This window comes from Cohaesibacter marisflavi, assembly GCF_963665895.2.
In the GTDB taxonomy this organism is placed as follows: domain Bacteria; phylum Pseudomonadota; class Alphaproteobacteria; order Rhizobiales; family Cohaesibacteraceae; genus Cohaesibacter; species Cohaesibacter marisflavi.
Genome location: NZ_OY762534.1, coordinates 2,877,747 through 2,904,321 on the forward strand (window position 1 = coordinate 2,877,747; position 26,575 = coordinate 2,904,321).

The 26,575-nt window shown below is 54.8% G+C and carries 25 protein-coding genes and 1 other RNA gene; 15 read left to right on the plus strand and 11 right to left on the minus strand.

Features of this window, described 5'->3' with window-relative positions:
* Positions 1–31: 31 nt before the first annotated feature.
* From pstB to phoB, 3 genes are all read left to right on the plus strand, one after another.
* Entirely contained in the window at positions 32–838 is an 807-nt protein-coding gene (pstB, locus tag ACKPCT_RS14110) for a phosphate ABC transporter ATP-binding protein PstB (RefSeq protein WP_090069921.1), read from the plus strand.
* Positions 839–915: 77 nt separating this feature from the next.
* Positions 916–1,587: a phosphate signaling complex protein PhoU gene (gene phoU, locus ACKPCT_RS14115; RefSeq protein ID WP_319567203.1), complete on the plus strand. Its 672-nt coding sequence runs from the start codon at positions 916–918 to the stop codon at positions 1,585–1,587.
* Between the two features lie 162 nt (positions 1,588–1,749).
* Complete coding sequence (gene phoB, locus ACKPCT_RS14120) at positions 1,750–2,448, plus strand: phosphate regulon transcriptional regulator PhoB (RefSeq protein WP_319567204.1); 699 nt, start codon at positions 1,750–1,752, stop codon at positions 2,446–2,448.
* A 137-nt stretch (positions 2,449–2,585) separates the two neighbouring features.
* Here phoB and ACKPCT_RS14125 read toward each other — a convergent pair whose 3' ends face one another.
* Positions 2,586–4,106 (minus strand): L,D-transpeptidase family protein, encoded by a 1,521-nt coding sequence (locus ACKPCT_RS14125; RefSeq protein ID WP_319567205.1) that lies wholly within the window; start codon positions 4,104–4,106, stop codon positions 2,586–2,588.
* A 646-nt stretch (positions 4,107–4,752) separates the two neighbouring features.
* On the opposite strand from ACKPCT_RS14125, the gene ACKPCT_RS14130 reads away from it, so the two are divergent.
* The 7 genes from ACKPCT_RS14130 to ACKPCT_RS14160 all read left to right on the plus strand — a co-directional run bounded on the left by ACKPCT_RS14130 (position 4,753) and on the right by ACKPCT_RS14160 (position 10,047).
* On the plus strand, positions 4,753–5,277 hold the full coding sequence (locus ACKPCT_RS14130) for a PAS domain-containing protein (RefSeq protein WP_319567206.1): 525 nt from the start codon (positions 4,753–4,755) through the stop codon (positions 5,275–5,277).
* A gap of 294 nt (positions 5,278–5,571) precedes the next feature.
* Positions 5,572–6,426 (plus strand): 2,3,4,5-tetrahydropyridine-2,6-dicarboxylate N-succinyltransferase, encoded by an 855-nt coding sequence (gene dapD, locus ACKPCT_RS14135; RefSeq protein ID WP_319567207.1) that lies wholly within the window; start codon positions 5,572–5,574, stop codon positions 6,424–6,426.
* A gap of 132 nt (positions 6,427–6,558) precedes the next feature.
* Positions 6,559–6,987, plus strand: coding sequence for a MerR family transcriptional regulator (locus tag ACKPCT_RS14140; RefSeq protein WP_319567208.1), 429 nt, complete (start codon positions 6,559–6,561; stop codon positions 6,985–6,987).
* A complete protein-coding gene (locus ACKPCT_RS14145; RefSeq protein WP_319567209.1) occupies positions 6,932–7,351 on the plus strand; it encodes a carboxymuconolactone decarboxylase family protein in 420 nt (139 codons plus the stop codon). The genes ACKPCT_RS14140 and ACKPCT_RS14145 overlap by 56 nt, the downstream gene beginning before the upstream one ends.
* A gap of 137 nt (positions 7,352–7,488) precedes the next feature.
* Positions 7,489–7,965: a hypothetical protein gene (locus ACKPCT_RS14150; RefSeq protein ID WP_319567210.1), complete on the plus strand. Its 477-nt coding sequence runs from the start codon at positions 7,489–7,491 to the stop codon at positions 7,963–7,965.
* Between the two features lie 157 nt (positions 7,966–8,122).
* The gene (gene dapE, locus ACKPCT_RS14155; RefSeq protein WP_319567211.1) at positions 8,123–9,292 is read left to right on the plus strand and encodes a succinyl-diaminopimelate desuccinylase; all 1,170 of its coding nucleotides are present in this window, start codon (positions 8,123–8,125) and stop codon (positions 9,290–9,292) included.
* Positions 9,293–9,471: 179 nt separating this feature from the next.
* A complete protein-coding gene (locus ACKPCT_RS14160; RefSeq protein ID WP_319567212.1) occupies positions 9,472–10,047 on the plus strand; it encodes a hypothetical protein in 576 nt (191 codons plus the stop codon).
* A gap of 18 nt (positions 10,048–10,065) precedes the next feature.
* On the opposite strand, the gene truA is transcribed toward ACKPCT_RS14160, so the two are convergent.
* The 3 genes from truA to def are packed head-to-tail and all read right to left on the minus strand — an operon-like array spanning position 10,066 to position 12,363.
* Positions 10,066–10,860, minus strand: coding sequence for a tRNA pseudouridine(38-40) synthase TruA (gene truA / locus ACKPCT_RS14165; RefSeq protein WP_090069897.1), 795 nt, complete (start codon positions 10,858–10,860; stop codon positions 10,066–10,068).
* 15 nt (positions 10,861–10,875) lie between these two features.
* Complete coding sequence (gene fmt, locus ACKPCT_RS14170) at positions 10,876–11,802, minus strand: methionyl-tRNA formyltransferase (RefSeq protein WP_319569425.1); 927 nt, start codon at positions 11,800–11,802, stop codon at positions 10,876–10,878.
* 42 nt (positions 11,803–11,844) lie between these two features.
* Positions 11,845–12,363 (minus strand): peptide deformylase, encoded by a 519-nt coding sequence (gene def / locus ACKPCT_RS14175; protein ID WP_319515622.1) that lies wholly within the window; start codon positions 12,361–12,363, stop codon positions 11,845–11,847.
* Positions 12,364–12,518: 155 nt separating this feature from the next.
* On the opposite strand from def, the gene ACKPCT_RS14180 reads away from it, so the two are divergent.
* Positions 12,519–13,862 carry a DNA recombination protein RmuC gene (locus ACKPCT_RS14180; RefSeq protein ID WP_407652414.1) on the plus strand — a complete coding sequence of 448 codons (1,344 nt, stop codon included), beginning with the start codon at positions 12,519–12,521 and terminating at the stop codon, positions 13,860–13,862.
* 47 nt (positions 13,863–13,909) lie between these two features.
* Here the strand turns inward: ACKPCT_RS14180 and recR are convergent, their stop codons facing one another.
* The 4 genes from recR to ffs form a co-directional block, all read right to left on the minus strand.
* Entirely contained in the window at positions 13,910–14,554 is a 645-nt protein-coding gene (recR, locus tag ACKPCT_RS14185; RefSeq protein WP_319567213.1) for a recombination mediator RecR, read from the minus strand.
* Positions 14,555–14,614: 60 nt separating this feature from the next.
* Positions 14,615–14,935, minus strand: coding sequence for a YbaB/EbfC family nucleoid-associated protein (locus ACKPCT_RS14190; RefSeq protein WP_090070420.1), 321 nt, complete (start codon positions 14,933–14,935; stop codon positions 14,615–14,617).
* A 94-nt stretch (positions 14,936–15,029) separates the two neighbouring features.
* On the minus strand, positions 15,030–17,036 hold the full coding sequence (locus ACKPCT_RS14195) for a DNA polymerase III subunit gamma/tau (protein ID WP_319567214.1): 2,007 nt from the start codon (positions 17,034–17,036) through the stop codon (positions 15,030–15,032).
* Between the two features lie 222 nt (positions 17,037–17,258).
* An RNA gene (gene ffs / locus ACKPCT_RS14200) (signal recognition particle sRNA small type) lies at positions 17,259–17,356 on the minus strand.
* 88 nt (positions 17,357–17,444) lie between these two features.
* Between ffs and ACKPCT_RS14205 the strand changes: the two genes are divergently transcribed.
* Together ACKPCT_RS14205 and nudC are read left to right on the plus strand one after the other, a co-directional pair.
* Complete coding sequence (locus tag ACKPCT_RS14205; protein ID WP_319567215.1) at positions 17,445–17,852, plus strand: HIT family protein; 408 nt, start codon at positions 17,445–17,447, stop codon at positions 17,850–17,852.
* Positions 17,853–17,968: 116 nt separating this feature from the next.
* The gene (nudC, locus tag ACKPCT_RS14210) at positions 17,969–18,967 is read left to right on the plus strand and encodes an NAD(+) diphosphatase (protein WP_319567216.1); all 999 of its coding nucleotides are present in this window, start codon (positions 17,969–17,971) and stop codon (positions 18,965–18,967) included.
* A gap of 16 nt (positions 18,968–18,983) precedes the next feature.
* Here nudC and ACKPCT_RS14215 read toward each other — a convergent pair whose 3' ends face one another.
* A complete protein-coding gene (locus tag ACKPCT_RS14215) occupies positions 18,984–20,105 on the minus strand; it encodes an acyltransferase family protein (protein WP_090069875.1) in 1,122 nt (373 codons plus the stop codon).
* A 314-nt stretch (positions 20,106–20,419) separates the two neighbouring features.
* Between ACKPCT_RS14215 and ACKPCT_RS14220 the strand changes: the two genes are divergently transcribed.
* The gene (locus ACKPCT_RS14220) at positions 20,420–21,343 is read left to right on the plus strand and encodes an MBL fold metallo-hydrolase (RefSeq protein WP_319567217.1); all 924 of its coding nucleotides are present in this window, start codon (positions 20,420–20,422) and stop codon (positions 21,341–21,343) included.
* A gap of 96 nt (positions 21,344–21,439) precedes the next feature.
* On the opposite strand, the gene ACKPCT_RS14225 is transcribed toward ACKPCT_RS14220, so the two are convergent.
* Positions 21,440–24,067 (minus strand): bifunctional diguanylate cyclase/phosphodiesterase, encoded by a 2,628-nt coding sequence (locus ACKPCT_RS14225; protein ID WP_319567218.1) that lies wholly within the window; start codon positions 24,065–24,067, stop codon positions 21,440–21,442.
* 535 nt (positions 24,068–24,602) lie between these two features.
* A complete protein-coding gene (locus ACKPCT_RS14230) occupies positions 24,603–25,490 on the minus strand; it encodes a prephenate dehydratase (RefSeq protein ID WP_319567219.1) in 888 nt (295 codons plus the stop codon).
* Positions 25,491–25,878: 388 nt separating this feature from the next.
* Between ACKPCT_RS14230 and ACKPCT_RS14235 the strand changes: the two genes are divergently transcribed.
* Positions 25,879–26,400 (plus strand): c-type cytochrome, encoded by a 522-nt coding sequence (locus ACKPCT_RS14235; protein ID WP_090069866.1) that lies wholly within the window; start codon positions 25,879–25,881, stop codon positions 26,398–26,400.
* Positions 26,401–26,575: the final 175 nt, after the last annotated feature.

The following is a 26,575-nucleotide window of genomic DNA, read 5'->3' on the forward strand; positions in this document are numbered from 1 at the left end:
CCCGCTCACAGGATAAAGAAAGCATTTGACCATGCAGGATACCAACCCAAACCTCAAGCAGGATAGCGATATCCGCTCCAACCCGATCAAGATGTCGGGTGAGAAGGTGACCGTTCATTATGGCGCCAAACAAGCGCTGTTTGATGTCGATCTGAAGATCGAGGAAAATCAGGTAACGTCGCTCATCGGGCCGTCCGGCTGTGGCAAATCCACGTTCCTGAGATGCCTTAACCGGATGAATGATACCATCGATATCTGCCGCGTCGGCGGCAAGATCATGCTCGATAGCACCGACATCTATAATGCCGACGTGGACGTCGTGGAGCTGCGCGCCCGTGTTGGCATGGTGTTCCAGAAGGCAAACCCGTTCCCGAAAAGCATTTTCGAGAATGTGGCCTATGGCCCACGCATCCATGGCCTCTGCCGCACCAAGGCAGAAATGGATGAAGTGGTTGTCACCTCCTTGCAGAAGGCCGGTCTGTTCGAAGAGATCAAGGATCGTCTTGATGAACCGGGCACAGGTCTTTCCGGTGGGCAGCAGCAGCGCCTTTGCATCGCCCGCGCCATCGCTGTCAGCCCGGAAGTCATTTTGATGGACGAGCCCTGCTCGGCTCTTGATCCGATTGCCACGGCGAAGGTTGAGGAACTGATCGATGAGCTGCGCGAGAATTACACGATCGTCATCGTGACACACTCCATGCAGCAGGCAGCACGAGTGTCCCAGCGCACCGCCTTCTTCCATATGGGCAATCTGGTAGAGGAAGGTCCGACTGACCACATCTTCACCAACCCAAAAGACAAACGCACCCAAGACTACATCACCGGCCGCTTCGGCTAAGCAATTTGTTCGCCTTCTCTATCAGGCAAAAAGCTTTATCTTGTTGAGAAATGAGCGAATTTAAGGAGAGATTCGAGATGACCGAACATACAGTCAGCTCATATGATGACGACCTGCGCAACCTGACCGGTCGCATTGCGGAGATGGGTGGCCAGGCAGAAAGCATGGTCGAGGATGCCATCAACGCTCTGGTCCGTCAGGACGTGAAGGCGGCACAGGCAACCGCCGCCAAAGACCGCGCCATCAACAAGATGGAACAGCAGATCGAAGAAGCCGCCGTTCTGATCATCGCGCGTCGCCAACCGATGGCACAGGATCTGCGTCAGATCATCGCCGCTCTGCGCATTGCGACAGATCTGGAACGCGTTGCAGATCTGGGCAAGAATATCGCCCGCTCCATCAGCTCCATGGATGGCAAGACGCCTCCCAAACAGCTGCTGCATGGCATCGAGCATATGGCCGAGATCGTTTTGGAGCAGATGCGCATGGTGCTGGATGCCTACACCACATCGGATTCCAACGCCGCCATCGCCGTCGTGAAACGAGATGACGAAGTGGACGCGATTTACAAGTCCCTGTTCCGGGAATTCCTGACCTACATGATGGAAGATCCACGCAATATTACCTTCTGCGCCAATCTCCTGTTTGCCGCCAAGCACCTGGAACGCGTGGGCGACCACGCCACCAACATTGCCGAAAGCGTCTACTATGTAGACACCGGCAAGGTTCTGGAAGACGGCACCTTTTAATGCAACGGATCGGGCTCAGGCCCGATCCATCCTTTGCCATGAAGGCACGCACACTGGAACAGATCGGCCCCGATTGACGCCGGCCTGTTCTCTTCAAATGTCAGATCCGAGCGACATCCGATCCTGTCGATCGTCCGGATCGCAGAATGCGGAAAAGTGGTTATGAGCCCCAAAGTCATGATCGTTGAAGATGAAGAAGCCCTCAGCCTTCTTCTTCGTTACAATCTGGAAGCCGAAGGCTATCAGGTTGAAGTGATCGCCCGTGGAGATGAGGCAGAAAGCCGGTTGCAGGAAGCCCTGCCCGACCTTCTTCTGCTGGACTGGATGCTGCCGGGCCTATCCGGAATTGAACTATGCAGACGCCTGCGCGCCAAGCCCAAAACAGTCAAACTGCCTGTCATCATGCTGACGGCGCGCGGTGAGGAATCCGAGCGTATTCGGGGTCTTTCAACCGGCGCTGATGACTATGTCGTCAAACCGTTTTCTGTTCCCGAATTGATGGCGCGTGTACGGGCTATTCTGCGCCGGGCAAGCCCTGATCTAGTCGCAACCATTCTCAAGGCCGGGGATCTGGAGCTCAATCGCGAAACCCATCGTGTCAAGCGCGCCAACCGCGAGGTAACACTGGGACCGACAGAATATCGCTTGCTGGAATTCCTGATGCAGAATCCGGGGCGGGTCTATTCCCGCGAACAATTGCTGGATGGCGTCTGGGGGCATGATGTCTATGTCGATGAACGGACAGTAGACGTGCATGTGGGTCGGTTGCGTAAAACCATCAACCGCGGCCGGGCGAAAGATCCCATCCGCACAGTGCGCGGCTCTGGCTACAGCTTCGACGACCAGTTTTCAGTCGAATAGAACAGCGTCAGAAAGCCCTGCGACCTCTTGTGTTCAATAAGAAGGCCCTGTTTCGAACAGAAACAGGGCCTATTGTTTTTCTTCAGTTTGCAATGAGTTTTATCATCAGCGGGCAAGGCTGAAAGCGGGCTCCCATATCAGCGGGTTTTAACCTCGGTCAAACTCGCACCGCGATTGATGAGCATGGAGAACAGTCCCTTCTTCTTGGGAGCTTCCTGCACGGGTTCGGTTTTGTTTCTGGCGACCTGCTTGGGCTTAGCGGGCTTTTTTCGCTCCACCGTCTTCTGGATCTGTCTGGAGGAAGGAAGATCCGGCTTGGTCAGAACAATGAAGTCTGTGCCTACAGGGGTTGTCTCACGGCTGAAGCCCCTGTCAGAAATCGTAATTGAAGAGCCGCTGTTCACCAGAAGATCAATTTGGGCGCGCACTTCATCGGGAATTTCGATCCGGTCAAGAATAGCGCTGGAGGCTACCAGAGCCTCGTTGTCCATATCCTGCGTAACACCAAGGCGGGTCTGCATGCTATCGTCATAGCGATCTGTCAGATTGACGGACAGCCAATCCAGCTTGCCACTTTGCGTGTGCGAGTGGGTCGCGGTCAACAGATGCGCCCCGAGAGGCGCCTCGGGATTCTTGATCATGATCGGCGCATCAAACAGAGGCTTGAAACGGGACCGCACATAGATGTGGCCTGTCGGCACTTCCCCCTTGCCTGCGGCATGATAAAGCGCGGTCAGCAGGGTCTTGTCGATCACGGCCTTGAGCGGCTGGACTTGGTCTTCGATGCTGCCCTGTCTGGATTTAATGAAGGCGCGCACTGCCCCATAGGTGGCCTTGCCAGCCAATCCATCCGGCACACCGGCATCAAAGCCCAGCTCATTGAGCATGATCTGCACTTCGCGCACCAGATTGCCGCGCGGCTGGCGGGTGATGAACACCCGAATGGGGGAGTTATCGCGTTTCACCTGATCAAGCAGATTGAGACGCATGGAAATTTTCGCGGCAAGCGGATCTTCTGAAGGGCGGTCATCCAGAAGCGCGATTTTGCCGTGTCCCTTGACCGGCTGTGACGGGCCAAGGCTCAATTCCGTCAGCTTGTTGGCCAGTTGAACATCTTCGGGCTGGAACAGCCGTGCGTTATGGATCAACTCGGGCTCGGCCTCCCGATTGGCGATGACAACATGCGCGCCGCGTTCGGTCATGGAGAAGAGTTTGCCTGCGAAGCCGCGCGGCAACCGGACACAGCCATGGGATGCGGGATAATTTGGCACCGAGCCGGACTCATGCAAAGCGATGCCGGACCAGGTCAGGCGCTGCATATAGGGCATGGGGGCGCTATCATAAATATTGGAAAAATGCTGTCTTCTCTTTTCAAGAATGGAGAAGATGCCGGTTGGCGTCGAGTGCCCCGCCTTGCCTGTCGATACGCGAGAGGTGGCGATGACCTCTTGTCCACGATAGACCCGCAAGCGCTGATCTTTGCGCGAGACAATGATCTGCAGGGGTGCCTCCTGATCGGCTTCCAAAGCAGTCTGAACGGCCTGAGAAGAACCGTCCGTCACAGCCATCGGATCAAGCGGCTTTTCTGTCGCCAGTGCGGCTCCGCCTGCGGACAAAATAAACCCTGCGGTATACAGCAATCGTCCTTTGTAATTCATTTCGTCCCCCAAAGATCCAACCCGGTCCGTAGGCTCATTCTGAGCCTGTCTTTTCCCGTCAAATCCCTTGTAAAAACACTTAAGGTATTCGAGGGTAGACTCGTTACGATTGGCATAATTGCGCTATTTCTATCATTGTTAACCCAGTTTATGCCACAGTGAGCCTTAAAATCACCCTAATATATAAAGATACGCACTAACCCAGATCGCGCAAGCAACCATGGCTTTTAGCGAAAAGCCTATACCAATCGCCTTTCTGCATAAAATTTCTTATTACTTGCTCACAAATTGATCAGATCACTATATCTTGTAATTAATTTTCGATAACCCCTTGTTTCACGAAATATTATTATCAATTTAACAGATTATTCTTTTTTTTCTAAAATAAAAACCAGATGTCGGATTAAAATTGCAACAGTTAAGCATGCTGCCGTTTGGTCAATACCGGTCCGTGAAAATTTTTATTTCCTTTTCTGAAAATAATCTATATTTTTGAGAGCTTCTAAAAACAAGATCCAAATCGAGACCCCCGATGCGCCTGTCGAATGCAATCGGGTCGGTGTCTTTCCAGTAACGACAGGCGCACATTCCGGCAGACTGCGCCCCTCCCAGCGGGGTCTGCCAAATCACAACCAAGGAGACCGAAATGACAATAACAATTTCTCCTACCGGTATAGAAAAGCAGTTCGGCGAAAGTGAAATTCTCGTCAGCAGAACCGACAAGGACGGTTACATAACCTATTGCAATGCGTTCTTTCGGGATATCACAGGCTATACCAACAAGAGCCTGGTTGGTCAGCCACACAATTGTGTTCGCCATCCTGAAATGCCTCGCTCCATCTTCAAGATCCTCTGGGATGGTCTTGCAGAGAGGCGAGACATGTTTGCCTATATGCAAAATCTGACGACCACCGGAGACCATTATTGGACCTTTGCCCGTGTCACTCCGTCTCGGAATGACAAAGGCGAAGTGGTTGGCTATGAAGCATCGCGCCGTGCACCCAATCGTACAGCAGTGCGTGAAGTCATCGCCCCTCTTTATAAGACACTCTGCGACATCGAAAACAGGTTTGATGATGAAGAGCAGGCCGTCGAGGCCGGTTGCGCTCATCTGAATGGCTTGTTGCAGGAGAAGTCGACTTCCTACCGGCGGTTTGTTCTGTCTCTATAAGGCGAACGCCCGACCGGATCAGACATAAAGAAGGGTCGGCTCGCATCGTGCCGACCCTTTGTCGTTTCTCTCCCCGGGCAAAGGGTCTGTCTTGGTCACTTGCCGTCCATTCCCCAGCCAAGCCGTTTGATCAAAATCAAGGTCTTTGCCACTTCTCGCATTGACTTCGCAAACGCATTGCTTATGGTTTGCGCGACAGCGGGATCGTCCAGCCTTGTGCCTTTTGGCAGCCGGAGGCAGGATTGATCTTGCAAGCTTCATCACCATCAACATGACAAGCTGAAAGCAAGTGACATGACCCAAGTTGATCTGAGCGCGCTCCAAAGCACGATCGAAGCAGGCTTCGAGGCTCGCGAATCCATCAATAGCAACACGACCGGCGACATCAGGGATGCAGTCGAAAAGGCGCTGACCCTACTCGACAATGGCCATGCGCGTGTTGCGGAAAAGGCAGAAGACGGCAACTGGGTTGTCAATCAGTGGTTGAAGAAAGCCGTGCTCCTGTCCTTCCGGCTCAATGCCATGGAAGTGATCAAGGGTGGCCCGGGCGAAGCAACATGGTGGGACAAGGTTCCTTCCAAGTTTGAAGGCTGGGGCGGCATCGACTTTGAAAATGCTGGCTTCCGCGCCGTACCGAATTGCACCGTGCGTCGCTCCGCGTTCATCGGCAAAGGCGTTGTGCTGATGCCATCTTTCGTTAATCTGGGCGCCTATGTTGATGAAGGCACCATGGTCGACACATGGGCAACAGTCGGCTCCTGCGCACAGATCGGCAAGAATGTGCATCTTTCCGGCGGCGCCGGCATCGGCGGCGTTCTGGAGCCACTGCAGGCTGGCCCTGTGGTGATCGAAGACAATTGCTTCATCGGTGCCCGCGCCGAAGTGGCCGAAGGCGTCATCGTGCGTGAAGGTTCTGTGTTGTCCATGGGCGTTTATCTTGGCGCATCCACCAAGATTGTTGACCGCGCCACCGGCGAAATCTTCATGGGTGAAGTACCGCCTTACTCTGTTGTTGTCTCGGGCACCATGCCGGGCAAACCGCTGCCAGATGGCACGCCGGGCCCGAACCTTTACTGCGCCGTGATCGTGAAGCGCGTGGACGAGCGCACCCGCTCGAAAACCTCGATCAACGAGCTGCTGCGCGACTAACTGTCCGTAAGCAACAACAAATATACGAAGTCCTGCCATTGCACTGATGGCGGGACTTTTTTTATTTTACCGCTTGACCTAGAGTGCACTCGAACATCTAGCCTCCCGAATTATCGAAACAGGAGCTGACCCTTGAAGATCGGAAATCTGGCACATCTGACTGGCCTGTCCGTCCATACCATCCGCTATTACGAGAAGATCGGCCTGTTGCCCGACGCCTCTCGCGATGCGGGCGGACGTCGACAATATGGTATGGAGATCGCCAATTGGCTGACCTTTCTCAAGCATCTCAAGGCCACCGGCATGGGCATATCCAACATGGTTCGCTATGCCCAACTAAGGGCCGAAGGTCCGCAAACTGCTGCGGCGCGACGCCAGATGCTGGAGGACCAGCGCAGGACCGTGCAGCAACAGATAGACGCTCTGCAAGCAACGCTTCCCGTTCTCGATAACAAAATCGAAATCTACAAGGACATGGAAAAAGCCCATGTCATGGAGGCAGATCATGCAAGAGACACAAGCACAATCCCCCGCATCCAACAGCCAGACAAGCGCTCTTGAACGAGCCCGCGCCTATTGCGACGCGTATCACCCCGGCCTTGAAGACAATCTAAATGCTTGGTTCGGCGACATGCTGCCAGACTTTGGCGAGAGCCTGATCGAGTGGGCCTATGGTCGACATTATTCCCGCCCGGGCCTTGATAGCAAAAGCCGACAGCTGGCGACCGTCGCCGCGTTGACGGTATTGGGCGGGCAGACTGCGCCACAGCTCAAGATCAATATCGAGCATACCCTTGCCGTAGGGGCAAGCGAGCAGGAGATCGTCGAGGTCATATGGCAAATGGCCGTCTATGGCGGACTGCCAGCCGCGATCAACGGGCTCAATGTGGCCAAAGAGGTGTTTGCCGCCAGAGCAACAGACTAAGCGATAGTCTAACGCGCCGGTGGAAAGCGTCTTATCATTTGTCCCGAGCGATGAGCCGCGCTAGGCTTGTCTTATCATCCATTTGCAGGGCGAAGCCATGGCAACGTCCTGCAAATGGGGATTTGGGGGAGAATGAGATGACGTTTGAAGGCCTGTTGTTTGATAGTCGCGGCGAGATCGGAAAAAGAGACTTCTGGTTTGGCCATCTGTTCCTGTTTCCCATGGAAATCGGAGCGGCCTATCTGTTTCGAGTGCCGCAAAACCAGCTCTGCTCGCAAGACCCGTCTACCTTTCTTGGCATGGCCTATTATGGCGCACTTGGCGTCATGGCCCTTGTCTTTTTATTCATGTGGTATTGCCTCGTGATCAAACGCCTGCGCAAGATGGGGCGTGGCCACAAGAGTTTCTTTGCCTATGCCATTCCCATCTTGCTCACTTTGAGTGCTCTGGCACCGCATTTTCCGCTGTCCTGCTCGGTTGGCTTTTCCACCCGCCTGATGTTTCTGGCGCCGCTCATCCCCTTCTGGCTGATCTATTTCTATGATCTGGGCCTTCGTGCGCCCAAAAAAGCTGCCCTTGAAGAGGATGGGGAACCGCAAATTACAGCGATCTAGCCGCTTATCATCAGACATGATCGCACTATCGCAGAAAGCTGGTTGAAGGCCGCTGCGCGGTCTTCTATGCTCGCGCCAGACCTTGCGTCCTGCCGACCTGATCCGTAGGACGACACCTTCCATATCTTTTCTATCCGAAAGAAAGCGCTCCTGCGACATGACAAAAGCTCCAACAGCCACGGACCTTGCCAGCGCCCTGATCCAATGCCCCAGCGTCACGCCCGCTGAGGCTGGCGTTCTCACCCTGCTTGATGATTTGCTCTCCCCGTTCGGGTTTGAGGTGCATCGTCCGACCTTTTCTCAAGACGGCTATCCAGACGTTGAAAACATGTTCGCCAAGATCTCCGGTGGTGAAGGGCCGCATCTGGCCTTTGCCGGTCATGTGGATGTGGTGCCGGTGGGCGAGGAATCCATGTGGCAGCAGCCGCCTTTCTGTGGCGCAGTGAAGGATGGCAAGCTGTATGGACGCGGCGCAGCTGACATGAAGGGCGGCGTCGCTGCCTTTGTTGCAGCGGCTCTGCGTTATGTCGAGACCCATGGCGCGCCGAAGGGCACCGTTTCCTTCGTACTTACCGGTGATGAAGAAGGCCCGGCGGTCAATGGCACCGTCAAGCTCATGCAGTGGGCGGCCGAGCGGGGCGAAAAATTCACTGATTCCGTTCTTGGCGAGCCAACCAACCCGAACAGCATGGGCGACATGATCAAGGTCGGTCGTCGCGGCAGCCAGTCGGGCACGGTGACCATTTCCGGCAAACAAGGCCATGTGGCCTATCCGCATCTGGCCAACAATCCGGTGCCGGTTCTGGCTAAAATCGTCGAGCATGTCAGCGCCCAGACGCTGGACGAGGGCACGGACTTTTTCCAGCCCAGCAATCTGGAATTCATTTCCTTCGACGTGGGCAATCCGGCGTGGAATGTCATTCCCGATCAGGCATCCGCCCGCTTCAATGTGCGCTTCAATGACCTCTGGACTGCCGAAACGCTGGGCCAATTTGTCACCAAGCACGCCACAGACTGCCTCTCGGGCGATAGCTTCAAGCTCTCCGTTTCGCTGGAAGCAGATGGCAGCGAGGCTTTTCTGACGCGCTCGGATAGCCTGATTGATCGCTTCTCCAAGGCGGTCGAGACCGTCACGGGCAAAGTTCCGGAGCTTTCGACCGGCGGCGGCACATCGGATGCCCGCTTCATCAAGAATTACTGTTCCGTGATCGAATTCGGCCTTGTTGGCCAGACCATGCATATGGTGGATGAACATGTCGCCGTGGCCGACATCGAGCAACTCGCCGAGGTCTATTATGAATTCATGATGCAGTATTTCGAGCGTTGATCGCGTTTGCGCTCTTAAGTTGATTAAAAGACGGGGTCAGCTATGCTGACCTCGTTTTATATCAGCTAATGCATAGTGCAGTTTTTTCTGGGTATGCAGAATGGCCGCGTTTGGACATCTGCCGCTTGTTGATCTATCCATAGTGCTCGACGCATTGCTCCTCACCTGACAGGCACTCAATGACCTATATTTTCTATCATCTTGAACTGTTGTGGTCTTTTGTGCGCGGCAAAGACGACGCCCTTTATGGCATTGATGCCACCCGACGGGGCTTCTGGCTTTCCTTCATTGCGATGCTGATCGTCGAGCCGCTCAGCCTGTTCTATGCGCTGTTGTTCGGCTATCTCGATGAGGTGCTGCTCTTTCGCTCTGGTGGGGGCACGCTTTATCTGTTGCAGCTGTTTCTGGATTGGGGCCTGCCGCCGCTGATCCTTTATGCGATTATTTCGGTTCTGGGCTACCGGGACCGGTTCATTCCGCTGATCGTGAGTTACAATTGGCTAAGCGTGATCATGGTTCTGATCACCATGCTGCCCGGCGCAATGATGACGACGCAGCTCATCCCGCCCCAGCTTTCCATCATGCTGATGCTTGGTATCTATGGTTTTGCCATGTGGGTGGCCTATCGGCTTTATAGCTTCGTGCTGGAATGTCCGCCCTTCACTGCGCTTGGCCTGGCTATTCTGATGGTCATTATCGGCATTGCCTCAGCCTTCTGGCTGCATAGCGTCAGTCAAGCCACAGTCAGCGCCTAAGCACCTCTCCCGCAGCCCTTACTTGTGACCGTGGCCCTGCCATGGCTCTTCCGGGATGACATAATCGATGTCTTGGCGGTAATCGACCTGCGTGAGGTAAAGCCCATCGGGTGGCGCGACAGGGCCGCAGGCGCGGCGATCGCGGGCCTCCAGAATTTCGCTGATCCATTCGACCGGTTTGCGTCCGGAGCCCACCTCCACCAGAGACCCAACAAAAGAACGGATCTGGTTATGCAGGAAGGACCGTGCCATCGCATCCATATAGACCCATTCGCCCTCGCGGCTGATGGTGAGCTTCTCCATGGTGCGCCAAGGGCTTTTGGCCTGACAGGCCGTGGCGCGAAAGGTGGTGAAATCATAATGCCCGACCAGCAGGTCGGCACCGGCCTGCATCCGCTCCACATCAATCGCGTAGCTATATTGCCAAGCACGCCCGATTTCGAAGGTCAGCGGCGCACGGCGATTGCAGATGCGGTAACGGTAATAACGTTTGACGGCCTCGAAGCGGCTGTCAAAGGCGTCCGTCACCTTCCAGACCTTGAGAATCGCCACGCCGGTTTCCTTGAGGAAGAAATTCAGCGCTTCATTCAGTTTGAGGCTGTGCCAATCGCGCTCCAGATCCATATGCGCGACCTGCCCAGTGGCGTGAACCCCTGAATCCGTGCGCCCCGCACCAAACAGCGTCACCCGTTCATGCGTGAATTTGAACAGAGACTCCTCGATCAGGCCCATGACAGAGGGCGCATTATCCTGCCGCTGCCAGCCAGAAAAGGGGCGTCCGTCATATTCGATCAAAAGCTTGTAACGAGGCATGGAATCTTTAACCGGTTATGCGATCACGTCGCCGATGGTCAGATCGGCACCGCGCAGGAACTCATCTGCATTCATGGCGCCCTTGCCAGCGCGCTGCAGCTTGGCAAGGCGCACCGCGCCCTCGCCGCAGGCTATGGTCATGGCATCATCGAGCAGAGTGCCCGGAGTGCCAGAGCCATCGGCCAGCTCGGAGCGCAGAAGCTTGACTCTCTGCTCCTTGCCGCGAATGGTCATCATGACCCATGCACCGGGAAACGGCGACAGGCCACGAATGATGTTATGGACTTCCTTGGCGCTCATTGAAAAATCAATACGGCTTTCGGCCTTGTCGATTTTCTTGGCGTAGGTTACGCCCTCCTCGGCCTGAGGCCGGGAGGTAAGCAGCCCGCGCGACAGGGCGCCGAGCGCCCGCACCATCAGGTCGGCTCCCAGTACCATCATCTTGTCATGCAGGTCTTCAGCCGTCATCTGTCCTGTGATTGGGATGGTCTCTGACATGCAGATGTCGCCGGTATCGAGCCCCTCGTCCATGCGCATGACCTGAACGCCGGTCTCTGCATCGCCCGCCATGATGGCACGCTGGATGGGAGCTGCCCCGCGCCAGCGCGGCAGAAGCGAGCCATGCAGATTGAGGCAGCCTTCTTGAGGCGCATCAAGAATGGCCTTGGGCAGCAACAGGCCATAGGCTACAACCACAGCCACGTCCGCATCAAGAGCACGGAATTTCTCCTGCTCCTCTTCAGACTTCAGCGATGTTGGCGTAAAGACAGGAAGCCCGAGCTGATCGGCGGCCTGATGCACCGGCGTCTTGCGTTCTTCCATGCCGCGACCGGCCGGGCGCGGTGGCTGGCTATAGACAGCGACCACTTCATGGCCTTGCCCGACAATTTCCATCAGGGTCGGAACGGAAAAATCCGGCGTTCCCATAAAGACGACGCGCAGCATGGCATACCCTCGTTGCGTTGCAGTGATGATGGAAGACCGTTACAGGACGATCTTCTCTTTCTGTTTAGCCAGCTTGGTGAATTTCTTGATCACCCGATCCCGGCGCAGCTTCGAGAGATAGTCGATGAAGAGAGCCCCGTTGAGATGATCAAACTCATGCTGGGCGCAGGTTGCGGCCAGCTCATCCAGCTCGAGGGTCTGCGGCTTGCCATCGCGATCGAGAAATTCCATCGTCACCTGTTTGGGACGATCCACTTCTGCGTAATATTCAGGGATCGACAGGCAGCCTTCCTCGTGGGTATTCAGCTCTTCAGACTGAAAAATGATCTTTGGATTGATCATGCAGATGGGGGAATTCTCTTCGCGGGACACATCCATCACGAAGAGGCGTCTGTCCACGCCCACCTGTATGCCCGCCAGGCCAATGCCCGGGGCCTTGTACATGGTTTCAATCATGTTGTCGATCAAAGTGCGCAGCTCATCGTCTACGCGCTCAACCGGAAGCGATTGCTTTCGCAGGATCGGATCCGGCAATGTTACAATATCCATCACAGCCATGAAGCTGACATAAGCTTTTCAGCTTCAAGCGTCAATCTCAAAGGCGCGAAAGAATAGGAAATTCCTATGCTTTTCTAACCAATTCCGACCAAAGCACACACATCCATGTTCACACTTTGTTTCGCTCCGCTTCCGAATCGCTCTATAGTCGCGCCATGAATGACATTGTGATCACACTGGGCCAGCATGGCATAACGACCTTCCAGATCCTGATCGGCGCCTTGGGCTTGATCGGGCTACTGGTCCTTTGGCTTCTCATCAGCCTGTCGCGGCAGAATACCGTGCGAGCGCAGGAGCTGTTTGACGCGCAGGAACAGGCCCGCCGCCAAAGAGCACAGGTGGATGAACTCTCCCGGCTTCAAGCCGAGATGACGGGCCGCATGCAAACCATGGCCGAGATCTTCTCGACACGACAGACAGAGATGTCGCAGGCTCTGACCAACCGGATGGACGGCATGGGCCACCGGCTGAGCCAGACGGTAACCAAGAGCCTTGGTAATCAACAGAAGATGACAGGCGACCATTTGCGGGCGCTGCATGAGCGTTTGGCCCTGATCGACAAGGCGCAAGGCAACATCACCGAGCTTTCCGGACGGGTGGTCGAACTGCAGCAGATCCTTGCCAACAAGCAGGCGCGCGGCACCTTCGGACAAGGGCGCATGGAAGCCATTATCGAGGATGCCCTGCCCAAGCATGCCTATGATTTCCAGTTCACCTTATCAAACGGCAAGCGGCCTGATTGCGTGATCCATATTCCCAATGACACGGCCGTGTTGGTGATCGATGCCAAGTTTCCACTTGAAGGCTGGACGGCGGTGAAGGAAGCGGCCAATCCGGATGAAGACAAGGCCGCCCGTAGCCGATTTCGCAGTGATGTCAAAAAGCATATCAAGGATATATCGGAGCGTTATTTCCTCGTGGGCGAAACGCAGGATACGGCCTTCATGTTCGTGCCATCCGAGAGCCTGTTTGCCGATCTGCATGAGCAATTTGACGATGTGGTGCAAACGGCACATCGGGCGCGGATTGTCATCGTTTCGCCTTCCCTGCTGACCCTGTCCATTCAGGTCATCCAGTCGATCCTCAAAGATGCCCGCATGCGCGAACAGGCCCATATCATCCAGCGCGAAGTGACCCTCCTGATGGAAGATGTGACGCGGCTTGATGATCGGGTCTCAAAGCTACAGGCCCATTTCGGGCAGACGCAAAAGGATGTCGACCAGATTCTCACCTCGACGGGCAAGATCGTCAAACGCGGGCGCAAGATCGAGGAGATCGATGTCAGCGAAGCCGAGCTGCAAGCGGCCGCAAGGGACAATTCCGATCAGATAGCCGCCCCCAAAAGCGATGATGAAGAAGAGCCAGAAGCTGAGACGTCAGCTCCTGTTGAGGATACGCCCGCCTTTCCCTTGAAGGGGCCTTATGGCATTGCCGGCCCAAAGATTGCAGAGCCGGGTACCCCACGCTCCCTATTCAGCATGGATGAGGAAGAACGCTGAAAGCTGAATGATGTGGGACGCTTCGAAGAAAGCCGCGCCCCGTGTCTCTATTCAAAGGCTTTGCGGCTGCGGATCGCCTGTAACAGAGTGCCTTCATCGAGATAATCAAGCTCCCCGCCGATGGGCACACCATGAGCCAACTGGGATATCCTGATCGGCTCATAGGCCGGATTGCTGACCTTCAGCTCCTTGGCCTGTTCCTGTAACTGATCGGTAATATAGTGAGCCGTGGTCTGGCCCTCCACCGTAGCATTCACCGCCAGAATGATTTCGCGAATTTCGCCCTTTGCCGTGCGCTTGAGGAGCCCGGCGATATTGAGATCATCAGGCCCCACACCATCCAGAGGGCTTAGCGTTCCGCCCAGCACATGATAGGCGGCATTGATGACGGAGGCTCGCTCCAGCGCCCAGAGATCGGAGACATCTTCCACCACGACCAGAACAGACGGATCGCGACGGGTGTCGGTGCAGATGGTGCAAGGGCTGGCGCTATCGATATTGCCACAGATTTCACATACTTGAACCTTTTCAACCGCGACCGTCATCGCCTCGGACAGCGGGACCAGGAGCTGGTCCTTGTTCTTGATCAGATGCAGCGCCACCCGACGGGCCGAGCGCGGCCCCAGCCCGGGCAGACGCGCCAGAAGCTTGATCAGTTTTTCAATGTCCGGACCGGCAACATGACTTGCCATACCACACCTCATCTCAATACCGCGATTGCATCATTGCGGCTCTTGTCTTTGCAAGCGCAATCAGAATGGCAGATTCATGCCAGCAGGAAGTCCCAGATCACCAGCCATTGCCTGCATTTTTTCCTGCATGGCGGCTTCAACCTTGGCTTTGGCATCGTTGTGGGCAGCGATGATCAGGTCTTCTAGAATTTCGGCATCATCGGCATTGATCATGGATGGATCGATGGAAAGAGATTTCATTTGCCCTTTGCCGGTAACGGTTACTTTGACCATATCGCCACCGGCTACGCCTGTTGCTTCCATTTCGGCGACTTCTTCCTGCATCTCGGCCATTTTGGCCTGCATTTCCTTCGCCTTCTTCATCATCTTCATCATGTCCATGGGGATCATCCTTTTCGTTCCCGCCCCGGCGGCTTACAAGCGCCAGAAGGCTTTTCTCACATTTGTGGCTTGTGTAGGGGACGGATTGCGGCCTCTATAAATTGTCGAGCCCGAACTCGTCCGCGTCATCGATTGTCAAAGACATATCGCCATCTTCGTCCGGGTCTTCAATGACCGGCGCCAGAAATTCTTCTTCAAAGTCGCGATTGATGCGCACGTCAACGACCTTGGAACCGGGGAAGGCCTTGCGCACCGCTTCGACCAGCGGATGGTTGTCGGCTTCTTCACGAGCCTGCTTTTCGCGCTCTTCCTTGCGCTCGAACAGGGTTGCGCCGCCACCTTCCCTTGTAAGGTCGACGAGCCAGCGTTCGCCGGTCCATTCAGAAAGCTTGCGCGACAGTTTGGTCTGGAAAGCCTCGCCATCGGCGCCATCATAGGCGACCACAACGCGTCCTGGCTCAACGCTAACAGGGCGAACGGCCGATTCCAGCGTGAATTGCAGCGCGATGTCGCGATGAGACTTGGCCAGCGCAATGATCTGCTCAAAGCGCGTGATCACGGGTTTGACCGGAGAGGCCGTATTCTCATGACCGGACGGGGGATTGGCGCGGGCCTGACGGGCCACCTGCATTTCGCTCTGGCTGGAGACCAGCCGAAGATTGGCTTTTTCCGTCTGTGCCGGATCAGCATGGCCACGCTGCAAATCCGGTGTTGGCTGATTGGCCGGATTGGCACCCGAATTCATGCCCGACCCGGCCTGCATTGCCGTCGGCCCGCCCCCTTGCGATGGGTCGGAGGGCCCTTGATGGGGCATGCCTTGCGGTGGCATATCCTGCTGGTCCTGCGGGCCGGAATGGGCCGGAAGAGTTGCATCCGGCGGGGTCGAAGGGCCTGATCCCGCGCCGGTGGGCATCGGAGGTCTGAAATCTCGGTTGGCGAGCATGCGCAGCGCTTCATCCGGGCTTGGCAGATCAGCCACATAGGCCATGCGCACCAGTACCATTTCAGCCGATGCCAGAGGGCGTGGCGAAGACTGCACTTCAGCCAACCCCTTGAGCAGCATCTGCCAGGCCCGTGAGAGCACGCGCACGGATAGATGAGTAGAAAAATCGCGCCCGCGGGTCTTCTCCGCTTCGGTCGCTGCCGCCTCCGAGCTGGCATCAGGCGTCAGCTTGAGGCGGGTAACCAGATGCACAAAGTCGGCAAGGTCGGAGAGAACCACCGCAGGCTCGGCGCCGATATCATACTGGCTCTTGAGTTCTTCCAGAGCCTTGGCGATATCGCCCTTCATCAGGGCTTCAAACAGATCGATGATGCGTGCCCGGTCTGCAAGGCCCAGCATCTGGCGGGTAGTCTCGGCGGTGATCTTGCCGGCTCCATGGGAAATGGCCTGGTCAAGCAGCGAGAGCGAGTCGCGCACCGAGCCTTCCCCTGCTCTTGCAATCATCTGCAAGGCATCTTCCTCGATTTCCACCTGCTCCTTGTCGCACATGCTCTGCATATATGCAGCCATTTCGCCTGCATCGATGCGACGCAAATCGAAGCGCTGACAGCGAGAGAGGACAGTGACCGGCACCTTACGAATCTCGGTGGTGGCGAAAATGAATTTCACATGCTCGGGCGGCTCCTCGAGCGTCTTGAGCAGCCCGTTGAAGGCTGCCGTGGAAAGCATGTGCACCTCGTCGATGATGTAGACCTTGTAGCGCGCGCTCACCGGCTTGTAGCGTGCTGCTTCAATAATCTCGCGGATATCATTGATCGAGGTGTGGGAAGCGGCGTCCATCTCCATGATGTCCACATGGCGGCCTTCCATGATGGCCTGACAGTGGGTGCCAAGGCGCGGCATATCGATGGTGGGGCTGCTAATTTCGCCGGGAATTTCATAGTTGAGGGCGCGTGCCAGAATACGAGCGGTGGTGGTTTTACCCACCCCGCGTACACCGGTCAGCATATAGGCTTGTGCGATGCGCCCGGTTTTGAAGGCGTTGGTCAGGGTGCGAACCATCGGCCCCTGACCGATCAGATCATCAAAGCTCGCAGGGCGGTATTTGCGCGCCAGTACGCGATAACCTTCAGCTGATTGATGTTCTTGATCGTCCATAAGGGAATCCCGCAGCTTCTTGCAAAAAACGAATATCGCTATCCATAGCAGAGGAACGCGCGCTGCGTCACCTATCTTGTCGCCGGATGCGTCTTTGTTGTTGAAAGGAATACAGAAGACGCGTCATTTCCCGCCCGTGCAAGGGAGCAATGCGAAAAGGACCGTTGGAGAACGGACTTAGAGCGCTCTATTGTGCGTCTGGTCAAATGTTGTGAGGGAAGAGTGGAAGACTGAACAGATGACCCGCTCTGAAACTCGTTAGGGCTGCTTCCTTCCGGACCTGACCCGATTGGCGAGGGGAACGTCCATTGCCAGCCTTCCGTCTGTTCATATGTCACTTGTGACATGCTAATGCAAGAGGCAATAGGCGATTCCTTGTCAGCAAAATTGGGCATATGGAGCAAAAAGATGGTTGAATTCACACTTGATCCCCAATTGAAGGCTGATAGCCTGCCTCTGGCCGAGCTAAAGCTTTGTACTGTGCGGCTCATGAATGATTCCAATTTTCCATGGCTGGTGATGATACCGCAGATCGCGGGCGCGGAGGAATTGATTGATCTTACCCCAAAGGACCAACACCGTTTGACGGATGAAATCGCGCGGGTTTCCAAAGTGCTGCAAGCTGAAACCGGGTGCGACAAACTCAATGTTGCCAGCCTTGGAAATCAGGTGCGCCAGCTCCATATTCATGTTATTGCCCGCTTTGAAGGCGATGCGGCCTGGGCTGGCCCGATCTGGGGCAAGGTGCCTGCCCGACCTTATGAAAAGGCATCCGCGTGTACTTTGATTGAAAGGATTGCCGCAGCCCTGCTTTGAAAAGATCTGCTACCCACACGCCTTTTTCTCGGCTCTTCTCTCGCCCCTTCTTCTCTTCGGCTCGCCTAAAGGTTGGCCGCTGCCCGTTTTGACCAGCTTCTGGACACCACTTGACCATGAATGATTTTGCTTTCTCATCCGACCCGTTTGCAGCCGTTCGCTCCGCCCCTACCGTCGAGGGCGTTGGCTTCATGCATAACCGTCTTAGCAGAGACACTGAGCATCGCGATGGGGACAGCATCCCGGCAATGATGGCGCAGAAGCATGCGGGTTTTTATCTGTTTCACAAGGACACTCTTCTGCTGGCCACAAAGGAAGCGACCTCCAGGGCCATCTTTAGCAAGGCAGAAGCTGAGACCTTGGGCGCAGACATGGAAACAGCGATCATTCTTGGCACCGATCCTGAAGAAGAAGCCGCGCCGCGCCTTGCCATGCTGCTTACAGATGAGGCGGCAGACAAGCTGGAAGGAACAGACGGCTACCGGTTTGAATCCGTGCGAACCCTTGGTCTGCATGGCATGCTGCCAAACGATCAGTTGGGCGCCATCGCACAGGCCCGTGGACTGCTGAACTGGCACGACAACCACCCTTACTGTTCCAAATGCGGTAGCAAGACAGTGGTGACCCTTGGTGGTGCCCGTCGTGACTGCCCCAACTGTTCAGCCGTTCATTTTCCGCGCACCGATCCGGCCGTCATCATGCTTGTTCTGCACAAGGATGATGAGGGTGTGGAGCGCTGCCTATTGGCGCACCACACCCGCTTTACAGGCCCAGTCTACACCACGCTCGCCGGCTTCATGGAGCAGGGCGAGACAATTGAAGCGGCGGTGCGCCGGGAAGTCTTTGAAGAATCGGCGGTCCGCGTGGGGGCTGTGCGCTATATGGCCAGCCAGCCATGGCCCTTCCCGGCGTCCCTGATGATCGGCTGTTATGGCGAAGCCCTCTCAAGTGAGATCACGGTGGATCCGACAGAGCTGACAGATGCCCGCTGGTTTGCGCGCGACGAAGTGCGCACCCTGATGAAACGCGGCACTGACAGCGATCTGCCCCATACGCCGGGGCCTTTCTCCATAGCAGCCTGGTTGATCCGTAGCTGGGTGGATATGGTCGAATAGCCCCTCGGGCCTTTGATCAGGAAGGTTTCTTGGAGGGCTGCAGGGCCATGCTCTCGACCATATTGCCAGCCCCCAGCGAGAGAAGCTTTTTGCGCGCAGGAACTTCAAAGAAACGTGCGGACAGCAGGGCAGTGACAATCGTTACGATCAAGGCAAAGGCCAGCACTGGCGCAAAGCCAATAATTTGCATGGGTTGCAGAATCATCAGCCAGCCCAGCCCCAAAATGGACACGGTAAAGACCGGGTGCCACATATAGATGCCGAAGGAAACGGCAGCCAGAGGCATCAGTGGCATGAGATAGGCACTGCGTTCCGGCGCGTTGATTTCCACCTGTGCGGCAAGATAGAGTGCGATGGTTATGGCCACAATATTGGCATAGCCAAAGCGGAAATCCATGAACATCACCAGCAGGGCAAACAGCAGCGCCCCCCATGCATACCAGTGGCTCTGCACCCTGATCAGACGCATGGAAGCGACAATGGCGATGATGGCACCCAGCACGAAATCAGCAAAAACGCGATAGGCACCCCATGTGTTGGCATCCAGCCATGTGGGGAACGGGATGACTTTAAAGTAAGTCAGCCCTTCAAGCGCTATCACACAGAAAGCGAGCAGAGCAACGAGCCCCCATAGTCCGCTTTTACGGAAGATGAACACGATGACCGGCAGGGTGAGATAGCAGAACCATTCCGCAGACAATGACCATGAAACGAAGTTGAAGGCGAGCCCGTCCGACAATCCCCAGGCATTGACCAGAAGAAGCTGACGCACCAGTTCTGGAAAGGAATAATAGTCCGTCAATTCGACCGATAGCCCGGCAACCGCGATGATCAGCCAGGCCATGCAGAAGATTCCCAATGTCAGAAGATGCAAAGGATAGAGCCGAGCCAGTCGGCGCAGCAGGAAGACGCCGTAGGCCCCCGGCCCCGTCAGCCGTTTGGAATAATGCACCCAGATCAGAAAACCCGAGACGATGAAGAACAGATCAAGCAAGGCAGTGAAGACTTCTGCATCCATCGCGAACTGGCGGTAGGCTTCCGGCCCGAAAGCGCAGAAGTGATAGAGCATCACCATAAGTGCCGCGAGCAGGCGCCAGACGGCAAAGAGGGCGAAAACAGGCCTTTTTTCTCCGCTCACATTCTGCTCCTGCTTTTTGCTGATGCCGAAAGGTTCGTGAGGCGCGCCCTGTGTTCCATAAGCAGCCCCATCGCTTGATGCGTATTATGTCTTAGCTCAATTCGATTGAAATCCCGTTAAGGGCGGAAATAGAAGGAAACAGTTGCGACACTGAGCCGCGTGAAAAACTGAACACGATTTCATCACAGGATAGTGTTTCGCCAGTGTCCGTATCCTCGACTACCATTCACGCCCAAGGCAATTGAGGGCACGCCTCGAGAAGGCCTGCCTTGAACCTGTTTTTTGACGCGAATAGTGATCAGGGGAGAAACACTATGACCATTTCTATTGATCGACGCATGGCGATGATTGGCGCTGCGGGCGCCGCCGGGCTTGTGCTTGCACCCAAGGTTTCCCTTGCTGAAGACATGATGAAACCGGCTCTGCCCATGGCCAAGGCCCGTGGCTTCAAGCTCGGAGAGCTGGATGTCATTACGCTGCTGGCCGGCTCGGCCCCGCGCGACAATCCGCATGGGATTTTCGGCATCAATGTCTCCGATGATGTTTTCGCCGAAGTCAGCGCCAAGAATTTCATCGGCACGGATATGGCTCAATTCTACTTCACACCAACGCTGGTGCGCTCCGGAGGGGCTATCATCCTGTTTGACACGGGCCTCAATGCCGAAGGCATCACGGCGGCGCTGGCTCAGGCGGGGCACAAGCCCGAGGATGTAACCCATGTGGTAATCACACATATGCATGGCGACCATATTGGCGGCTTAATGAAGGATGGCGCCCCAACTTTCGCCAATGCAGCCTATCTCACCGGGCAGGTTGAATATGACGCTTGGTCAAAAACCGATAACGCCGGTTTCGCCAAAAATGTCAAACCACTGGCTGAAAAGATGACCTTCCTCAAGGATGGAGACACGGTTGCACCGGGCATCACCGCCATGGCAGCCTTTGGCCACACGCCGGGGCATATGACATTCATGCTGGACAGCATGGGCAAGCAGTTGCTGCTGATGGCCGATTTGGCAAACCATTATGTCTGGTCGCTGGCCTATCCTGATTGGGAGGTCAAATATGACATGGACAAAGCGATGGCCGTGCAGACCCGCCGCAAGGTTCTGGACATGTTGGCAACCGACCGCATCCCGCTGATTGGTTATCACATGCCCTTCCCGGCTGCCGGTTTCGTTGAGACCCGCGATCAAGGCTTCCACTTTGTGCCTGTCAGTTATCAATTGATCGGTTAATCGGTCCCGTAGCTCCCTATTGGCAGGCGGACGGTAGAGCTCCGCCTGCCCCCCCTTCAAGGTCCGTCACCCACGACAGGTGGCTAGTCTGCTGTATCAAGCGACGTGAAACCGGCTGCCTTTGGCATGATGGGTGAAGAATTTTTCGCGGGTCATCGGCCGACTGAAGGCGTAGCCCTGCAAGATATCGGCTCCCATGACACGCAGAATTTCGGCATGCTCAAGAGATTCAATGCCTTCGGCAACCACACCGATGCCCAGCGTTCGCCCAATATGGATGATGGAGTGCACAAGCTCGCGCTGATGCTCGCTTGATGTTACCGGTAGGATCAGTTCCCGGTCGATTTTCAAGCGGTTCGGAAGCAAATGCGTCAGGCTGACGATGGAGGCATAGGCTGTGCCGAAATCATCGATCTCGATTTCAATCCCCATCTCCCTTAGCCGACGGATGTTGGCAGCCACTTGTGGTGCGCTGCGATCCAGGAAGGTCGACTCGATCAGTTCGAAGGTCAGATGCGAAGGATCGAAATCCATTTCCTTGAGGCCGGGGATCAGATCTCTGTCGCTCAATCGCTTGGCCGAGACATTGACCGATACACGATCAATATTGAGTCCCTTGTCGGCCCAGAACTGTTTCGTCTCCAGAGCATGTTCCATGACCATTGCGTCGATCTCGCCGGTTACACCTAGACTGTCAGCCAGATCGATGAACATGTCTGGATAGACCAGCCCGCGCTTGGTGTGCGCCCAGCGCGCCAGAGCCTCGGCACCCACAAGACGATGGGTTTCAGCATTATATTGGCCCTGATAGTAGGCAATGAATTCGCGGTTTTCGATGCCGCGCAGCAGATCGTCAGCAAGGCGACGTTTTTCATTGGCCGTTTGGAACAGAGGCTGGCTGAAGAATGTGAAGCAGCCCTTGCCATTCTGCTTGGACTGATACAGGGCAAGGTCCGCATTGGAGCGCAGCTTGTCAGGACTTTCTTTGGCATCGGCCCAGTTGGACAGGCCAATGCTCGCGCCCAATCGACAGGTAAGGCCCTTATAATTCTGCGGATTATGCAACATGGCAATAAGTTTTTCGGCCAGTTCCTGAGGTCTGTTTCTGTTCTGTGCACTTGAGCACAGCATGATGAATTCATCGCCGCCAACACGGGCAATGAATTCATCATGCAGCTTCAGAGAACGCAGCATATCGGCCACCTTGAGCAGCATAGTATCCCCGGCCGCATGGCCGAAACTATCGTTGATCTCCTTGAAACCATCCAGATCGACTTTCAAAAGCCAACTATTCTCGGCATCCTCGAATGGCCAAGGCGCACCATTTTCACCATTGAGGAACTCATCGACATAGCGACGGTTGGGCAACTTGGTGAGGAAATCATGCAAGGCGTTGAACTCTATACGCGTCTTGGCCTTGACGAGTTCCTGATAGCGTCTTTCGCTCTCGGCGCGCGCTTCCTTTAACGCTTCCTCGCGAGCGACATGCTTTGTAATGTCCCAGTTGACCCCGACATAAATCATCTTGCCATCGTCATCCGTCCAACCCAAAGCTGACACACGCACGGTCTTGATCGTCCCGTCCGGCATTTGAAGGCGGTAGTCTGTGCAGAATTTTCCTTCACTGGCAATGGCCTTACGCCCGTCATCAAACAGACGTGCCCTGTCTTCCGGGAAGATGCGCTCTTTCCAGTCTACAAAGTTGATATCACTATCAGGGTCTAAGCCATAGATTTCACGGGTTTGTTGATCCCATTTGAAACGGCGTACCGCCGGATCAAACTCCCAAACACCGAGCTTGAGGGCATCCACGGCCAATTCGAAGCGTTTTGAAACACTGGCTAGCTGTCGCTGACTTTCGATATGGGCATCTAGGTGCGCCATGCGCTCGCGCGACAGTTTGAACACGATGGCCATGGGAACAACCACCAGCAAAAATGCAGCAAAGGCAATCGCCCGGATGAGCCAGAAGATCGATGATGGAACGCTCCAGCCCCCATGAGGAACAACGCGCAGTTCCCATTGAGCAATGCGGAAGTCAACAGGAACCCTGATCGGATCCATCTCGTTAATGTCTTCTGACCCGAAGAATTGCTCGCCGGATGCTCCCATCCCGTCTTTGCCAACAATAGCATAATCGAGCTCAGCGTCCTCGTCTAGCAAGCCCGCGTATTGATAGAAGAAGTCAACATCCAGTACAGCTGATACAATACCCCAGAAATAGCGCCCCTTGTCTAGAGAATCGATATAGACCGGATAGCGCACAAGGAGCCCGGTACCGCCCTGTACCAGATCGATCGGGCCGGCCATGGTTAACTCGTTCTTGTCTCTCGCTTCGAAAACAAGATCTCTTTGCTCTTCCACATCTCGATAGTCGAGCCCGATTACGCTTTCGTTGCCCTCCAGTGGATAGATATTGGAGACAACCAGATTTGGCGCGATGGCGATAAGCTTCATGGAAGAAAAATTGTGAAAGAGCTGCTTGGCGAGTTGGTTGAACCGTTCAGTGTCTATATCCGGTTCGGTCCGGATCACATTGGCCAGGCCTCGGCCCGTTTCAATATTGGCAATGATCGCGCCTTGAATAGTGAGAGCAACCTGAGTGGCTTTATTGCGCAATTCAGCCCGCGATTTTTCCAGATATGCGTTCTTACTGATATCTTCGGCAATAAGGGTAACAGCCACGATCACAAGGGTAGCGACAACAACAGGCAGATGGGCCACGTTCCAAAAACGCTCCCTTAAAGCAGCCCAGCTCTTCAACCACTTTTCATTCCGCTCGTTGTTCAATGTGTTTGGTCCCGATGTTTATTACCAAAGTAAACTACGCAGAAAAAGTTGAGAATTGGTGAGCAACGAATTCCATTAATTCCAAGTACTTAGATTTGTTTTTGGACAAAGTTCGGTTTAACTTTTTGTTTAGCAAGAACTATGGTCGCGTCGATATTAAGCAGCTACAAATTACTCGTTTTTCTCCAAAACACCCTTTTTGGTGGTACATTTTTAGAAATCACACTTTATAGACGTGTTGATGACCAACATAGTTCCAAAAATAATTCTCCCTCCCCCCTCAGGAATTGACATAAGCAGCCCGGTTCACCTCCCTCTTTTCTTTACCTGCACCGATTTACCCTCACCATATGTTTCAAACCCTGTGCTCAGCTGGACACAGAGCAATCTGCAACAAAAACGGGCGCGCCCATATGGACGCGCCCTATTCATATTCACACCACTCAGGAAGGCTTTTTGCCTATCCCTTTCATAGGTCGGGGCTTGGCCGCAAATCGCGGTTGGCCTCGGGTTCGTGGTTCCTTTTGCGATATTCGTGCGCAGGGTAGATACCAAGAATTTTGAGTTCGGCCGAGAAGAAGCGCAACTCCTCAAGTGCCAGACGCACATTGATGTCGTCAGGATGTCCCTCAATATCAGCATAGAATTGCGTTGCGAAAAACTTGCCGCCGGTCTGATAGCTTTCCAGCTTGGTCATGTTGACGCCGTTGGTGGCAAAACCGCCCAGTGCCTTATAGAGAGCAGCCGGCACGTTGCGCACTCGGAACACGAATGTGGTTACAACAAGATCGGTGCTCTTGTCTGCCTTGATGGGATATTTCGACAACACGATAAAGCGCGTCGTGTTGTGATCTTCATCTTCGATGTCGGCTTTCAGGATATCCAGATCGTAGATGTCGGCGGCAAGCTCGGAAGCGATCGCCGCTTTGGTCTTGTCTCCCTGATTGGAAATCTGATGAGCAGACCCTGCAGTATCGGCCCCGACGATCGCCTGCAGCTTACGGTCACGGATGATCTTGCGACACTGCCCCAACGCCATCACATGACTCTGAACGGACGTGATATCCTCAAGACGAGCCCCACGCAGACCAAGCAGCTGATGATGGATAGGCAGGAAATATTCACCGATGATATGCAGATCGGAGGTCGGCATCAAATGATGGATATCAGCCACGCGACCCGCCACCGAGTTTTCAATCGGGATCATGGCCAGATCCGCAAGGTCATTTTGGACCGCGTTAAAGCAATCTTCAAAGGTTGCCATCGGAACCGCCTCTGCATCTGGAAATACATTGTTACAGGCGGTGTGCGAGTTGGCACCAGGTTCCCCCTGAAAAACGACTTTCTTGGCGATCATAATGGCTCCTTACCGGGCACCCTCGTGCCCCTTCCTTGGATAGACTGTATTTCGTCTGCCTGCTTTACGCTTTGGAGGCGCCAATGTCACGCGCCTTTTATGGCAGAATACGGCCACGAATGCCTCTCTTGCAGGCAATCCGGCAGGACGGGAAAACAAAAAGCAAAAGGATAGGCCCTGCCCCTATCTCCTTTGCAAACATAAGGATTCTTCCTTATGTTGTTGAAAAGGGCCCAGTCTATGGCGAAAGTCGAGCCCTGTTAGCCGCTATTCCTATGGACATCCATCAGGAAAAGCTAGTAGTTTCCGCAGGAAGAATTACCGAGTGAACCTTAGGACCAATCCTAGGTAATCCGTTTCGTCCTTCAAAGACCGGGAGCAAGGACCTATGAACTTTTTCGAATTCAACAAAATGGCTGGCGCTGTTTTGATGGCCCTTATTTTTATTATGGTTACAGGGATGGCAACGGGCTACATCTTCAGTGATGATGCCCCGGACCAGCCCGGCTATGCGATTGAAGTTGCAGACGGGTCTGGCGGCGGTGCTGCCACGGAACCCGAACCAGAGGTGGATTTTGCAACCCTTCTTGCTTCTGCTGACGCAGGAAGAGGCGAGCGCGTAGCCAAGAAATGCGCAGCCTGCCACACCTTTGACGCTGAAATGGCCAACAAGACCGGCCCGCATCTGTTTGGCGTTGTCGACCGCGCTATCGCCTCGGTTGACGATTTCAAATATTCTGACGCGATGGTCGAATTCGGCGATGGCAAGGTCTGGAACCCGGAAACACTCAATGAATATCTGACCAAACCAAAAGATCTGGTGCCCGGTACCGCCATGGCCTTTGCTGGCCTGAAAAAACCGGAAGATCGCGCCAACCTGATCAGCTATTTGCAGACGTTGACAGAATAGTGCTTCTACACTGGAGTAGAAATTCTGACGATATCAAAGGGCCGGAATTATCCGGCCTTTTTCTTTGGTTGCTTTTTTCAGCTGCTTTTATGTTTGCGCAACTTTTTATTTTTTCTTGCGGGCACCATCTGGCGTCGGGCGCAGTTCTTTGATTTAGTAGCGCTAATTTTGTAGG